This is a genomic window from Polaromonas sp. P1_E11 (assembly GCF_056405995.1).
The window spans coordinates 433637-447617 of the sequence record NZ_JBFUBA010000001.1 but is presented as its reverse complement, the minus strand read 5'-3'; the positions used below and the strand labels follow the sequence as shown (position 1 = coordinate 447617).

General features: G+C 61.6%; 11 protein-coding genes. 5 read left to right on the top strand and 6 right to left on the bottom strand.

What is annotated here, in order from left to right:
* Positions 1-62: 62 nt before the first annotated feature.
* Complete coding sequence (gene rpoD, locus AC1D11_RS02215) at positions 63-2300, bottom strand: RNA polymerase sigma factor RpoD (RefSeq protein WP_477649431.1); 2238 nt, start codon at positions 2298-2300, stop codon at positions 63-65.
* Between rpoD and AC1D11_RS02210 the strand changes: the two genes are divergently transcribed.
* A complete protein-coding gene (locus AC1D11_RS02210) occupies positions 2293-2787 on the top strand; it encodes a hypothetical protein (protein ID WP_477651419.1) in 495 nt (164 codons plus the stop codon). The two genes, rpoD and AC1D11_RS02210, sit on opposite strands and share 8 nt — an antisense overlap.
* Positions 2788-2890: 103 nt before the next feature.
* Here AC1D11_RS02210 and dnaG read toward each other — a convergent pair whose 3' ends face one another.
* Entirely contained in the window at positions 2891-4876 is a 1986-nt protein-coding gene (gene dnaG, locus AC1D11_RS02205; protein ID WP_477649429.1) for a DNA primase, read from the bottom strand.
* Positions 4877-5057: 181 nt separating this feature from the next.
* Here dnaG and AC1D11_RS02200 point away from each other — a divergent pair, with 181 nt between their 5' ends.
* Positions 5058-5954, top strand: a complete 897-nt coding sequence (locus tag AC1D11_RS02200) for a YihY/virulence factor BrkB family protein (RefSeq protein WP_477649428.1) — start codon at positions 5058-5060, stop codon at positions 5952-5954.
* Positions 5955-5963: 9 nt separating this feature from the next.
* On the opposite strand, the gene AC1D11_RS02195 is transcribed toward AC1D11_RS02200, so the two are convergent.
* Entirely contained in the window at positions 5964-7832 is a 1869-nt protein-coding gene (locus tag AC1D11_RS02195; RefSeq protein WP_477649427.1) for a gamma-glutamyltransferase family protein, read from the bottom strand.
* Positions 7833-7943: 111 nt separating this feature from the next.
* Between AC1D11_RS02195 and AC1D11_RS02190 the strand changes: the two genes are divergently transcribed.
* A complete protein-coding gene (locus AC1D11_RS02190; protein ID WP_477650878.1) occupies positions 7944-8876 on the top strand; it encodes a LysR family transcriptional regulator in 933 nt (310 codons plus the stop codon).
* A gap of 2 nt (positions 8877-8878) precedes the next feature.
* Here AC1D11_RS02190 and AC1D11_RS02185 read toward each other — a convergent pair whose 3' ends face one another.
* Both AC1D11_RS02185 and AC1D11_RS02180 read right to left on the bottom strand, forming a co-directional pair.
* On the bottom strand, positions 8879-9646 hold the full coding sequence (locus AC1D11_RS02185; RefSeq protein ID WP_477649425.1) for a 3-hydroxyacyl-CoA dehydrogenase: 768 nt from the start codon (positions 9644-9646) through the stop codon (positions 8879-8881).
* A 225-nt stretch (positions 9647-9871) separates the two neighbouring features.
* Entirely contained in the window at positions 9872-10915 is a 1044-nt protein-coding gene (locus AC1D11_RS02180) for an extracellular solute-binding protein (protein ID WP_477649424.1), read from the bottom strand.
* 120 nt (positions 10916-11035) lie between these two features.
* On the opposite strand from AC1D11_RS02180, the gene AC1D11_RS02175 reads away from it, so the two are divergent.
* Positions 11036-11929, top strand: a complete 894-nt coding sequence (locus tag AC1D11_RS02175; RefSeq protein ID WP_477649440.1) for a patatin-like phospholipase family protein — start codon at positions 11036-11038, stop codon at positions 11927-11929.
* Between the two features lie 240 nt (positions 11930-12169).
* Here the strand turns inward: AC1D11_RS02175 and AC1D11_RS02170 are convergent, their stop codons facing one another.
* Positions 12170-12715, bottom strand: coding sequence for a phasin family protein (locus AC1D11_RS02170; RefSeq protein ID WP_477649439.1), 546 nt, complete (start codon positions 12713-12715; stop codon positions 12170-12172).
* A 271-nt stretch (positions 12716-12986) separates the two neighbouring features.
* On the opposite strand from AC1D11_RS02170, the gene AC1D11_RS02165 reads away from it, so the two are divergent.
* Positions 12987-13934, top strand: coding sequence for a histone deacetylase family protein (locus AC1D11_RS02165; RefSeq protein WP_477649423.1), 948 nt, complete (start codon positions 12987-12989; stop codon positions 13932-13934).
* Positions 13935-13981: the final 47 nt, after the last annotated feature.

Sequence of the window (13981 nt, the reverse complement as noted above, 5' to 3'; positions counted from 1 at the left end):
AAAAGCCCGGCACCTTGCGGGGCCGGGCTTTCATTTTCAAGAAGCTTTGAAGGAAAAGCTGCTTACAGCGTATCGATAAAGCTGCGCAACTTGTCCGAGCGCGAGGGGTGCTTGAGCTTGCGCAGCGCCTTGGCTTCGATCTGGCGGATGCGTTCGCGCGTTACGTCGAATTGCTTGCCGACTTCTTCCAGCGTGTGGTCGGTCGACATTTCGATACCGAAGCGCATGCGCAGCACCTTGGCTTCGCGCGGCGTCAGGCTGTCGAGGATGTCCTTGACTACATCGCGCAGGCCGGCCTGCATCGCGGCTTCCAGCGGTGCGGTGTTGGCGCTGTCTTCGATGAAGTCACCCAGGTGCGAATCGTCATCGTCACCGATCGGTGTTTCCATCGAGATCGGCTCTTTGGCAATCTTCATGATCTTGCGGATCTTGTCTTCAGGAATCTCCATCTTGGCGGCCAGAATGCTGGCGTCCGGCTCAAAGCCGAATTCCTGCAAGTGCTGGCGCGACAGGCGGTTCATCTTGTTGATGGTTTCGATCATGTGCACCGGGATACGGATGGTCCGCGCCTGGTCGGCGATGGAGCGCGTGATCGCCTGGCGGATCCACCAGGTGGCATAGGTCGAGAACTTGTAGCCGCGGCGGTATTCGAACTTGTCGACGGCCTTCATCAGGCCGATGTTGCCTTCCTGGATCAAGTCAAGGAACTGCAGGCCGCGGTTGGTGTACTTCTTCGCAATTGAAATTACCAGGCGCAAGTTGGCCTCGATCATCTCTTTTTTGGCGTCGCGCGAGTTGGACTCGCCTTCGTTCATGCGCTTGTTAATGTCCTTGAGCTGAGCCAGGGGTACTACCACGCGGGCCTGCAATTCGGCCAGCTTGGTCTGCAGTTCCTGGATGGGCGGCACGTTGCGGGCCATCACCACCGACCACGGTTTGCCGGAGGCGACCTGCTTCTCAACCCATTTGAGGTTGAGCAGGTTGGGCGGGAAGTCCTTGATGAAGACTTCCTGCGGCATGCCGCATTTCTCGACGATGATGCGGCGCAACTCGCGCTCTTTCTTGCGCACGTCCAATACCTGGCCGCGCAGCATGTCGCACAGCTTTTCAATGGTCTTGGCAGTAAATCGCACCGTCATCAGCTCGTCGCTCAGGGCTTTTTGCGACTTGACGTAAGTGGGGGTGCCGTAGCCTTCCTTGTCGTAGGTCTTGTGGACTTTCTCGAACAGGGTGGCGATCTTGTCGAAGCGGCTAAGCGCTTCCTTCTTGAGTTCTTCGAGCTTCTTGGTCAGGGCCTTGGAGCCGCCCTTGCCGTCGTCATCGTCTTCTTCGTCGAATTCGTCGAAGTCTTCTTCAGCCACATAGTCGTCGGCCTCGTTGGGGTTGGAAAAACCGTCAACCACGGTAGAAATAACGATCTTGCCTTCGCGGATTTCTTCGCCCAGGCGCATGATTTCAGCGATGGTGGCGGGGCTTTCCGAGATGGCTTCCATCATCTTCATGAGGCCGCCCTCGATGCGCTTGGCGATTTCGATTTCGCCTTCGCGCGTCAAGAGCTCGACCGTGCCCATTTCACGCATGTACATGCGAACCGGGTCGGTGGTGCGACCGAACTCGCTGTCGACGGTCGACAGGGCGGCTTCGGCTTCTTCTTCGGCTTCTTCTTCGGTGGCGACCGTAGGGCCGGTGTTGTTCAGCAGCAGGGTCTCGGCGTCAGGCGCCTGCTCGTAAACAGCCACGCCCATGTCGTTGAGCATGTTGACCACGACTTCCAGCGTTTCAGCATCGACCAGCTTGTCGGGAAGGTGGTCGGAGATTTCGCCGTGCGTGAGGTAACCGCGGGTTTTACCGAGCTTGATCAGGGTTTTCAGGCGCAGGCGGCGCTTGAGCATGTCTTCTTCGGACAGCACGGTTTCGTCCAGGCCGAACTCCTTCATCAAGGCGCGTTCTTTCGCCTTGCTGATCTTCATGCGCAGCGGTTTGACCTTCTCGGTCGTCTCTGGGATGGGTTCGCCGACGAGATCGTCTTCAATGTCGGACATGTCGAGGTCTTCCCCCGTCTTCACGGGGCCGGCAGCGCTCTTCGGCTTGCGGCCGCGCTTGGCGCCGGTGGCGGCAGGCGCGCTGCCTTCGGCTGCCGGGTTCTTGGGCGGGCGGCCGGGTTTCTTCTTCACGGGCACGTCGGCGGTGACGGCGAGGGGCTTGGCTTCGGGACTGGACTTGGTCGGCACGGCGGGGGCTTTCTTCAGGGGCAAATCGGAAATCGCGGATTTCGCGGTTTTCAGGGGGGCTTTGCTCACCAGGGCATTGGGTTTGCTGGGTTTAACAGATATGGCGTGTTTTCCCGGCTTTTCAACCTTGCCGATTTTGGCGGCAGGCTTTGCGGCAGCTTTCGCTGTTGCTTTGACTGGAGGCTTGCCCGCGGGCTGCGCAGCAGCTTTGGGAGCTACTTTGGCTTTGGGCTTTGCGACAGCTTTGGACTGCACGCTTTGGGGCTTCTTGGACGTGCTCGGCTTCTTCGGCTTGGCAGTAGGCATGGGACCTCCAGTTGTCGGGAATTGTTCTAAATATCGATCAGCTACCAGTAAACAAAAATGCACCTTGGCGCCTGCACAAAGCACAGGCACGGTGACAAGGGTTCAGAGTCAAAACGAGAAGGCGGAAAAACAGGCCGGGCAATGCCAAAGGCACATGGCGGTTTATTTTTCCGGGCAAGCTGTTTGGGCGAACATTTGGTGTGCAGTCCTTGCGGAAATTCCCTGGGGGAAGTGGCCGTCTCATCTGTGAGTTCCCCAAAGTTTCAGGGTGGCCGGGCCGGAGGTGCTGCTGTCGCGCTTGCCGTCGAAAATCGGATTATACCCTGTTGCCTGTTTTTTGGGCGGGTTTTATGCTATTTTTTTGCGCTGAGTCGAGCCGTCAATACCTGCAGCCGTTGTCTCAAAACCGGGTTTTTCAGGGCTTCGGCCCCTCGGCCAATCAGTTCGCTCAGCTCTCGCTTCCACTCGACTTCCATGAACTTGTCCAGAATGCCCCGGACTTCATTCCAATCGCACTCAATACCATCAGGAATTTCCGATATTTGAACTACCGCGTGGCGTTCAGAGGGGTGCCCGCGTAGCCCCTCGCGCAATGCCGCCCAAGGCTGTGGGCCGTGCTCATGCAATTGCGCCTCCAGCCACGTGAAGAGTGGGCCATGCGGAGCTGGTTGCTGCGTCAGAAGATGGTGTTCTTCCGCGCTGAGTCGGTCCCAGCTTTGCGGGTCCGTCAGTAACAGCCGCAGTACCCGGTCTTCAGGGCTGGCGGAAAGTTTGCGGCCCATCACGCGGCGCGGCGTCAGCGTGTTGCGGTCGCCAAACTTTCGTCCTGGCATCGAGGGAGGGGAGAAATGCCCGGAAGGTTCGGACGCGCTGTAGTCGCGCTCGTCGAAGTCCGGCGGATAACCGCCCGGATCGGGCATATCCGCATGATGAACCGAGTTTGGAGGTGATTTCGGCTTGTAGCCCTTGCCGGGCGAGCGCGAGCCGCTATCATTTTTATAGCCAGTCTTGTAGCCGGATGCGGCTGGCTGCCACAGCTGCAGCAGCTCGCGGCTGTCGATCTGCACCTTGTCGGCGATCTCGGCCAGCAATTGCCGCTTCAGGGTGCCGTCCGGCATCAGACCCCACAGCGGCCGCGCATTGCTGGCCATGTGGGCACGGCCTTCTGCCGTGTCCAGGTCGCAGCTTTCCCCGGCGGCGTCCAGCATGAAGCGGCTGAGTGGCACGGCTTTGGTGACTGCGGCGGCAAAGCCTTCCTGGCCGTGTTCGCGGATGTAGCTGTCGGGATCGTGCTCAGCCGGTAAAAACAGGAACTTGACGGTGCGCACGTCGGTGGCAAAGGGAAGGGCCGCGTCCAGCGCCTTGCGCGCGGCGCGGCGGCCGGCGCCGTCACCGTCAAAGCTGAACACAACCGAATCGGTGAATCGGAACAGCTTTTGCACGTGATCGGCGGTACAGGCGGTACCCAGGGTGGCCACGGCGTTGGCAAAGCCCAATTGGGCCAACGCCACCACGTCCATATAGCCCTCAGTGACGAGGGCGTAGCCATGTTCGCGCAGGGCAGTGCGGGCTTCAAACAGGCCGTACAGCTCGCGCCCCTTGCTGAAGACCGGGGTTTCAGGCGAGTTGAGGTACTTGGGCTTTTCGTCGCTGAGCACGCGGCCGCCAAAGCCTATGCATTCGCCCTTGACATTGCGGATGGGGAACATGACCCGGTCGCGAAAGCGGTCATAGCGCTTGGCTTCGCCGGCCTGGTTTTCCTCGCCGGGCTCGCCCGTAATGACCAGGCCGCTTTCGACCAGCAGCGGGTCGTTGTAATCCGGAAAAACACTGGCCAGGCTGCGCCAGCCTTCGGGCGCATAGCCCAGGCCGAAAGTCCTGGCGACTTCGCCCGAGACGCCGCGGCCCTTGAAGTAGTCGATGGCGCGCTCGGAGTTGCGCAGGGCCTTGATGTAGGCAACGCCGGCTTTTTCAAGCACGCTGGTGAGTGTGGCCTGCTGCTCGCGCATCTGGGCGGCCCGCGCCCGGTCTTGCGGCGAGACATCGTCTTCAGGCACCTGCAGGCCGTATTGCTGGGCCAGGTCTTTCACGGCTTCGACAAAGGTCATGCCGCCGTGTTCCATCAAGAAGCTGATGGCGTTGCCGTTCTTGCCGCAGCCAAAGCAGTGATAGAACTGCTTGGAGGGGCTGACGCTGAAGGAGGGCGACTTTTCGCCGTGGAAGGGGCACAGCCCCATGAAGTTGGCGCCACCCTTTTTGAGCTGCACATAGCGGCCCACGATGTCCACCACGTCCGCACGCGCGAGCAACTCCTGGATGAATGTTTGGGGTATGGCCATGGCGAGGAAAGAGGGGGGTCAATTTAGCACACGAGCCCCGACAGGGACGGGCCTGCGCTTATAGCCCTGAGGAGACATGGGCGCTGGGCTGACATGCATTGGAGGCATCTGGCGGCAGTATGGGCCGCTTGGGGGGTTCATCATGAATTTTTCCTTGCAGTCCCGGGAACGGGGCCTTCTGATGACGCTTGCTCCCAACCTTGCCTATGTTTTCAGCCATCCCGGCGCTTTCACGCTGCGGGTGCTCAAGGGCTTTCGCGCCAACCAGGGCTTGCTGCTGGCCGGTGCCGTGGCCTATTACGCGCTGCTGTCCATCGTGCCTCTCCTGATTCTTGTCGCAATTGCACTGTCACATGTCATAGCGCAGGACGCGTTGCTGCAGGCGCTGGGCCGTTACATCGGATGGCTCGCGCCCGGCCAGGGTGGGTTCATCACCGCAGAGCTGGCCAACTTCCTGGCTCACCGGGAAGTGCTGGGCTGGGTCCTGCTGGCCACGATGCTGTTCTTCAGTTCGCTGGCTTTCACGGTGCTGGAAAACGCGATGTCGGTCATCTTTTTGCATCGCGTGGCGATTCGCCGCCGCCATCTCCTGGTGTCTGCCGTTCTGCCGTATTGCTACATCGTATTTGTGGGGCTGGGTTTGCTGCTGGTGACGCTTGCCACGGGCAGCCTGCAGGCGCTCGGTGAAAAAAGCGTGGACTTTCTGGGTCTTGAATGGTCGCTCAGCGGGTTTTCCGGTGTGCTGCTGTACCTGCTGGGCCTGACGGGGGAGGTGCTGCTGCTGACCTCGCTGTACATGGTGATGCCGGTGGGCCGGCTGCAATGGCGGCACGCGCTACTGGGCGGCGTCACGGCCGCGCTGCTCTGGGAGCTGACGCGCCATTTGCTGGTGTGGTACTTCTCCACGCTGTCGCAGGTCGGCCTGGTTTACGGCTCCCTCACCACGTCCATTCTGGTACTGCTGAGCCTGGAAGTGGCCGCGACCTTGCTGCTGCTGGGCGCGCAGGTGATTTCAGAATACGAACGCCTGGGCACGGCCCGGCAGGACCAGCCTGCCAAGTCCATGCGGCTGGGCTAGGGAACAGCTTCAGTCGCCCAACACCAGTCCTTCGCGCCGCGGATCTGCGCCGCCGAAAAAGCCCTGTGGCGTTCTCTGGATCGCCTGCAAACCACTTGTCATGGTCTGCTCGCGCACTTCGGCGCCGCGGCCTCGCAGTGCCTCCACTGTGGCGGGCGAAAACCGCTTTTCCTCGAGGATGCTGGGGCCGTTGAGTGAGGCGAAGTTGGGCAGGTCAATCGCCTGTTGGGCGTTGAGGCCCCAGTTCAGCGTGGCATACAGCGTCTTGGCGGTGAAGTGGATGATGAGCGCGCCGCCCGGGCTGCCGCCACTCATGACGAGCTGGCCCGAGTTTTTATCAAACACCAGCGTGGGGGCCATCGACGAGCGCGGGCGTTTGCCGGCTTGCACGCGGTTGGCCACGGGCTTTCCTTCAGCGTCTGTCGGGGCAAAACTGAAATCGGTGAGTTCGTTGTTCAGCAAAAAACCGCCGGCTTTGCCGGTGCCGCCGTCGGTCATCAGGCGTGAGCCGAACTGGTCCTCAATCGTAGTCGTCATGGCGATCGCGTTGCCGTAGCCGTCGACGATGCTGATGTGCGAAGTGCCGTATTCGGGCTGGTCGGGCATGGGGGCGTATGCCGTTTTGACGGCGCCCGGAACACCAGGTTTGGCGGTCTTCATGCTCGGGCCTGTGGGCTGGATCAGCCTGGCACGCTCACTGAGGTAAGCGGGTGCGAGCAGGCTCACCCAGCTTCCACCCGGCGGCTGCACAAAGTCAGGGTCACCCAGGTATTGCGCACGGTCGGCAAAGGCCAGGCGCGAAGCCTCGGTGTAGAGGTGCAGCCAGTCGGCCGAAGGCGTGGGCGACACCGTGCCGGGAACACCGCCGGTGCCGGCGACCAGGCCCAAGGTACTGGCCGGCGTGTTGTTCAGGATGCCGAGGATTTGCCCGACCGCAATCGCGCCCGAGCTGGGCGGTGGCATGCCGCAGAGGCGGTAGGCCTTGCCGGCCGCGCTGTAGTCCGAGCAGATCGGGTCGCGCTTTTTGGGCTGGTAGCCGGCCAGGTCGCCCAGGGCCAGCTTGCCGGGGTTGGTGGCATGGCCTTGCACCTTGGTGACGATGGCCTCTGCGACCTTGCCTTCGAGTAGCGCGCTGGACCCTCTCGCTGCGATTTGCCGCAGCACATCGGCCAGCGCCGGGTTGCGCAAGACAGAACCCACATCAACGGGGGTACCGTCGGCTTTATAGAAGTAGGCTGCAGCGGTGGCGTCCTTCTTCAGGTGCACTTCACCTTTGAGCAAGGTGTTGAGCCGCGGGCTGACCTTGAACCCGTTTTCAGCGAGCTGGATGGCGGGCGCGAAGAGCTGGGCCCAGGGCAGGCGGCCGTATTGCTTGTGGGCCATCTCCAGCATGCGTACAGTGCCGGGCGTGCCGACGGAGCGGCCGCCGACCACGCCGTCGTAAAACGGCATCGGTTTGCCGTCGGCGCCGATAAACAGTTTTTCGTCCGCCGCTGCAGGCGCGGTTTCGCGGCCGTCAAAGGCCTCGACCTTGCCGCCATTGGCGTGCAGCAGGAAGGCGCCGCCGCCTATGCCGCTGGACTGCGGCTCCACCAGCGTGAGCACCATTTGCACGGCGATGGCCGCGTCGATGGCCGAACCACCGGCTTTGAGCACCTGGTAACCCGCATCAGTGGCCAGTGGGTTGGCGGCCGCCACCGCAAAGGTCTTCGTGGCCCAGCCCGGTTTAGGCGTGAAGCCGGATGAGCCCTCGGGCTGCATGTATTTGGTACCGCGCGCGACTTCATCGGCGGGGACCTGGTAGTTGAACGCGGTGGGGCTGCTGGCGCAGGCCGCAAGCAGCATGGTGGCTGCCAGCGCCGGGAAGGCGTGTCTCATGCGATATCCTTGAATGTAGTTGTAGCTTGTGGCAGGACCCTGTGCCTGCGCTGTTGAATATATCGAGCGGCCCCGCGCCTCACAATGGCGTTTCAGAGAAATCACTCTTCCATGGAATTTGACAATCTCGATGCCTTGCGCGTGCTGCTTGCCACGGCGGAAACTGGCAGCCTTACAGCAGCGGGCAAGCGCTGCCGGCTGTCTACAGCGGCCGTCAGCGCGGCGATCAAGCGGCTGGAAACCTCGCTGGGTGTGCGTCTGTTCGAGCGAACCACGCGCGCCGTGCGGCCCACGGCCGAAGGCGCGGTCATGGTTGACCATGCGCGCCGCGCCCTTGAGCTGGTGTCGGAAGGCCAGGCCAAAGTCCGCGCGGGCACTTTTGGCCTCACGGGCAGCATCCGCATCACCGCCACGGCCATGCTGGCTCGCGAGATGCTCGCTTACTGGCTGGCAGAGTTTGCCAACGCCCATCCCGGCATTGAAATCGACCTGCAGATCAGCGACGCGCGTGTGGACCTGGTGCGCGAGGGCATCGACATCGCCTTGCGCAATGGGCCGCTGATGGATTCGACCCATTCTGCGCGCCTGCTGGCGCTGGCGCGCCGGGTGGCTTGCGCGAGCCCTGACTACCTGGCGCGCCGCGGTACGCCGCTCGAGCCTTGTGAATTGGCGCAGCACGACTGCCTGGTCTGCCATGTGCGCGAGCGCAGGCAAGACCAGTGGCAGTTCGAATTGCACGGAGAGGCCAGCGCGCCTTTTCAGGTGCGCGTGGCCGGGCCACTGGCCTGCAACGACGCATCCATTGCGCTGCAGTGGGCGCTGGAAGGGCGGGGCATCGTCTACCAGTCCGAGATCGACCTCATGGCCTCTTTGGCCGACGGCAAGCTGGTGCGCCTTTTCGCGGGTTACCTGGGTGAGCCGGCGCCGCTCTATGCTGTGGTGCCGAGCCGGCGCTATGTGCCGGCGCGCGTCAACGAGGTGATTGAGCGGCTTTCAGCGCTGCTGACCGAACGGCTGGCAGCGCTGCACCCGCCTGCGGCCTAGGCTCAACGCGGTGCGAGGCGGATCGCACCATCCAGGCGAATGACTTCACCATTGAGCATGTCGTTTTCAATGATGTGTTTGGCCAGGCGGGCGTAGTCCTGCGGCGTGCCCAGGCGTGAAGGGAAGGGAACGCCGGCAGCCAGCGAGTCCTGCACTTCCTGCGGCATGCCAAAGAGCATGGGCGTGCCGAAAATGCCGGGCGCAATCGTCATGTTGCGGATGCCGTTGCGTGCCAGGTCGCGGGCGATCGGCAAGGTCATGCCGACAATGCCGCCCTTGGAGGCGCTGTAGGCCGCCTGGCCGATCTGGCCGTCGTAGGCTGCCACAGAGGCGGTAGAGATCAACACGCCGCGCTCGCCCGTCGCTTCCGGGTCGTTCTTGCACATGGCGTCGGCCGCCAGGCGGATCATGTTGAAGCTGCCCACCAGATTGACGGTGATGGTTTTGCTGAATGCGCCCAGGCTGTGCGCGCCGTTTTTGCCTACGGTTTTTTCGGCGGGTGCAATGCCGGCACAGTTCACCAGGCCCATCAGCTTGCCCATGGCAACAGCCTTGGCCACCGCGGCCTGGCCGTCGGCTTCCTGGCTTACGTCGCATTTGACGAAAGCGGCTTTGCCATCGCCCAGCTCTTTGGCGATGGCCTCGCCTTTGTCGGCCTGCATGTCGGCGATCACGACTTTCGCACCGTTGGCCACCAGCATGCGCGCCGTGCCTTCACCCAGGCCCGATGCGCCGCCGGTGACGATGAATACTTTGCCTGCGATTTCCATGGTGGTTCCTTGATGAAGATGGAGAGATTTTGAAGAGCTTGCGTGAACGTTCTGGGTGACGTTAACGTAAACGTCAATTATGGCGCATGAAATTACCCCCACGCTCCTTCACTTCGTGTGGTCGCTGCCCCCCGAGGGGGCGTTTTTCATCTTGGGGCGGCCCGGCGATGAAAAAAGCCCGGCGCCTTTCGGCGGCCGGGCTTTTGGCAAAAGCGGGACGTTGGCTTACTTGTAGCCGACGCGATCCAGCATCTGCTGCACCTTGAGCTGGTTGTTGCCCACGGCGCTGATCGGGATGGTTTCCGATTTAAAGCTGCCGTTGCCCGATGGCGTCATGGCTTTGAGAGCCGGGTTGCTCACACCCAGGCCCGGCACGGCGGCCCATTCGTTATTGCCATTGGCAAAATACTCCTGCGCGCTCGGGCTCGCCAGGTATTCCATGAACTTGACGGCGTTGGCCGTGTTCTTGGCGTTTTTGGCAACGGCAGCGCCGGCGATATTCACGTGCGTGCCCCAGCTGTCCTGGTTGGGGAAGACCACGCCCACGCGGTCGGCCACGACTTTGTCTTCAGGCGCGTTGGAGCGCATGATGCGCGCGAGGTAGTAGGTGTTGGTCAGCGCAATGCCACACTCGCCGCTGGCCACGGCCTTGATCTGGTCGCTGTCGCCTCCCTTGGGGTCGCGCGCCATGTTGGCGACCAGCCCCTTGAGCCATTGCTCGGCCTTGGCTTCGCCCAGATGCTCGGTCACCGCGCCGAAGAGCGACAGGTTGTAGGGGTGCGCGCCCGAACGGGTGCACAGCAGGCCCTTGTTCTTCGGGTCAGCCAGCTCCTCGTAGGTATCCACGTCGGCTTTTTTGACCTTGAGCTTGTCAAACACCACAACGCGGGCGCGCGTCGAAAAGCCGAACCAGGTCGTGCCTTCGGCAGTTTCCTTGGCACGCAGCTTGGCCGGGATTGCAGCTTCGAGGGCGGTCGATTTGATGGGCTTGAAGAGACCGTCTATATCGCCCTTGTGCAGGCGCGCGGCATCGACCAGCAAAATCACGTCGGCAGGGGAGGCTGCGCCTTCGGCCTTCAGGCGCGCCAAAATGCCGGCGTCATCTGCGTCCACGCGGTTGACCTTGATTCCGGTGGCCTTGGTGAAGTCGCTGTAGAGCTTTTCGTCCGTCTGGTAATGGCGGGCAGAATACAAGTTGACCACCTGTTCCTGCGCCGAAGCCAAGCCTGCCAGCAGCATCAGCGACGAGAGAACCACTTTTTTGTACATAACTTTCCACTTCCTTACTGGTATTTTTAAAGCCCGGCCATGATAAAGCAAATAAGAATCATTCTTGGTAGTCCCCCTACGTTGCGCAAGCCTTCACGAGGGCCGGACTGGCTGGCGGGCATCTGCCTGGCTGCGGGTTTATCGCTGTTTGCCGGCTGCACTACAGCGCCGCCCGGTCCGGGCGCACCCGTGGCACCACTGCCGGTAGAGGTCGCCAGAAAGCCGCCGCGCATCGGCCTGGCGCTGGGCGGGGGCGCCGCACGCGGCTTTGCCCACGTGGGCGTGATCGCCGTGCTGGAGGAGGCCGGGCTCAAGCCGCAGCTGGTGGTCGGCACGTCGGCCGGCAGCCTGGTGGCGGCGCTGTATGCCAGCGGCAAGACCAGCGCGCAGTTGCAGCAGACCGCGCTGAACATGGAGGAAGTTGCCATCACCGACTGGATGCTGCCGATCATCGGCCGCGGCATGTTCCGCGGTGACGCGCTGGCCCGCTATGTCAACGACCTTGTGGCCAACCGGCTGATGGAGAACATGGCCATTCCGCTGGGGATTGTCGCCACTGACCTCAACAGCGGCCAGGCCGTGCTGTTCCAGCGCGGCGATACCGGTACAGCAGTGCGCGCATCCAGTGCGGTGCCGGCCGTGTTCGTGCCCGTCAAGATCAACGGCCGCGAGTATGTGGACGGCGGCCTGGTTTCACCGGTGCCTGTGCGCTTTGCCAGGCAGATGGGCGCCGACGTCGTGATTGCCGTCGACATTTCCAGCCCGCCCGAAGCCAACCTCGCCGGCGACACATTGCAAATCCTGCTGCAGACTTTTGCCATCATGGGCAAAAGCATCAACCAGTACGAGCTCAAGGATGCTGACGTTGTGGTCCGTCCGTCGCTTACGGGTCTGAAAAGCGCCGACTTCTCTGCGCGGCAGCGCGCCATCGATTCAGGCCGTGCGGCCATGTTGGCCGCGTTGCCACAGCTGAAGGCAAAGCTGGCCGCAGCGGGTGTGGCGATGGCAAGGTAGCCGCTATTGATTTGATAGCTGCTGGCGCTCGTCCTTATTGGGTAAAACGCCTGAATGGCTTAAATCTGGATGCGCCAGGCAAAAAAAAGCCCAATCTTTCGATTGGGCTTAACTGGATCCGTGAAAATGAATTTCGAATGGATCCGAGGAGACAAGCGGTCTGGAATCGTGCTGTTACGCAAGGTTCCGGGATCAGGCTCCGGTCGTTCCCGCAGAAAGTGCGGGAACAATGAATAACAATTAACGCTTCTTGGAAGCAGTTTTCGTGGCGCTCACTGCGGATGCAGCCACGGTGTTGAAGTTGGCTTCAGCCATTTCGCTGGCTTGCTTGACAGCCTTTTGCATGGATTCGAATGCGTTGTTCGCGGCAGCAACAGCGCTCTTCATCACGGCAACGGCGGTTTCGGAACCGGCTGGTGCGTTTTTGGCGGCGTTGTCGACCAGGCCGACAAACTTCTTCTGTGCATCGGCGGTTTGGCCTTCCAGGGTCTTGCCCAGTTCAGCACCAGCAGCCGAAGCGATGTCATACAGGTGACGGCTGTAAGCAGCGGTCTTTTCAGCCAGGGGCTGGACCAGGCCGGCTTGCAGGGCCATCAGTTCTTGCGCGTCTTTCACGCCCATCACGGCTTGTGCGTGGTTGGCGGTTTCGGCAAGGGCAGCCTTGGTGGCTTGCACGTTCAGTTCGACCAGCTTTTCAACGCCTTCGAAGGCTTTGTGGGTCAGACCAAACAGGGTTTCGATGTTGGCTTTGTGGGAGGCGATGATTTGTTCAGCGGTCAGCATAATTAATCTCCAGATATAAGTTAATGAGTCGTCGGGTCAATAGTTGCGTTGCGCTGAATTGCTGCACTGCAACATGACCCCAAGTATAGGCATTGGCCGAGGCATTGCAAGCAGTTTTTGTTGCACTGCACCATTTTAGATGTCAAGCCCTATTTGTCCTCCGAAAACAGAGCGCAAAAGTATCCAAAAGTCCATGGTTTCTCGCGCTCGGTACTACATGACGGTTGTTGCCCCTTCAGGCCACAATCGTTGAAACCCTTCCTCGCTTCTCATCTTGCAAGCTTTTTACGCCGACAACTTCGTATTGCCGCTGCCGCTTGGGCACCGTTTTCCCATGGCCAAGTACCGGCTGTTGCGCGACCGCCTGGTCAACGAATTGCCTGCCGTTCGAATGGCACAGGCACCGGCCGCGACGGATGGTGAACTTGCCCTTGTTCACACGCCCGCCTATATAGACGCGATCACGCACGGTACCTTGCCGGCGCCCGCGCAGCGCGAGATTGGCTTTCCCTGGAGCCTGGGCATGGCCGAGCGTGCGCGCCGCTCCGCCGGCGCCACCGTTGCAGCGGCCCGCGGGGCGATGGGGCCAGGAGGCAAACGGGGCGAGGGCGTTGCAGCCAACCTGGCCGGAGGCACGCATCACTCGTATGCCCACAAAGGCGGCGGCTTCTGCGTTTTCAACGACGCGGCGGTGGCCGCCAGGCTCATGCAGGCGGAGTGGGCGCGGCTGCACCGCCACGAGCGCAAACCGCTGCAGGTCGCCATCATCGATCTGGATGTGCACCAGGGCAACGGCACTGCCAGCATCTTTGCCGCGGACACCAGCGTGTTCACGCTTTCGCTGCATGGGGAAAAGAATTTCCCGTTTCGAAAAGAAGCCGGCGACCTTGACGTGGACCTGCCGGACGGCTGCGGCGATGCAGCCTATCTGCAGGCGCTGGAGCATGCGCTTGACGAACTGGAGCGGCGCTTTGAGCCGGGGCTGGTGCTGTTTCTTGCGGGTGCCGATCCATACGTGGGCGACCGGCTGGGACGGCTGGCCCTGAGCTTTGACGGTCTGGAGGCGCGCGACCGGCGCGTCTTCGACTGGGCCTGGCAGCGCCGCATCCCGCTGGCGTTTTCCATGGCGGGTGGTTATGGCGTCAATATCGACGAAACCGTGCAGGTGCAGATGAACACCTACCGGGTGGCGCTTGAATACTGGGGACGCTGGAATCCATAACGATTGCTGCTACATTGCCTTGGCTATCCTGGCGCCCAAAAAACAGA

What these genes read in the sequence shown, in the direction of transcription:
- dnaG (WP_477649429.1), bottom strand. Translation starts at nt 4,876, where the DNA reads ATGGCCATACCCCAAACATTCATCCAGGAGTTGCTCGCGCGTGCGGAC.
- AC1D11_RS02200 (WP_477649428.1), top strand. Translation starts at nt 5,058, where the DNA reads ATGACGCTTGCTCCCAACCTTGCCTATGTTTTCAGCCATCCCGGCGCT.
- AC1D11_RS02195 (WP_477649427.1), bottom strand. Translation starts at nt 7,832, where the DNA reads ATGAGACACGCCTTCCCGGCGCTGGCAGCCACCATGCTGCTTGCGGCC.
- AC1D11_RS02190 (WP_477650878.1), top strand. Translation starts at nt 7,944, where the DNA reads ATGGAATTTGACAATCTCGATGCCTTGCGCGTGCTGCTTGCCACGGCG.
- AC1D11_RS02185 (WP_477649425.1), bottom strand. Translation starts at nt 9,646, where the DNA reads ATGGAAATCGCAGGCAAAGTATTCATCGTCACCGGCGGCGCATCGGGC.
- AC1D11_RS02180 (WP_477649424.1), bottom strand. Translation starts at nt 10,915, where the DNA reads ATGTACAAAAAAGTGGTTCTCTCGTCGCTGATGCTGCTGGCAGGCTTG.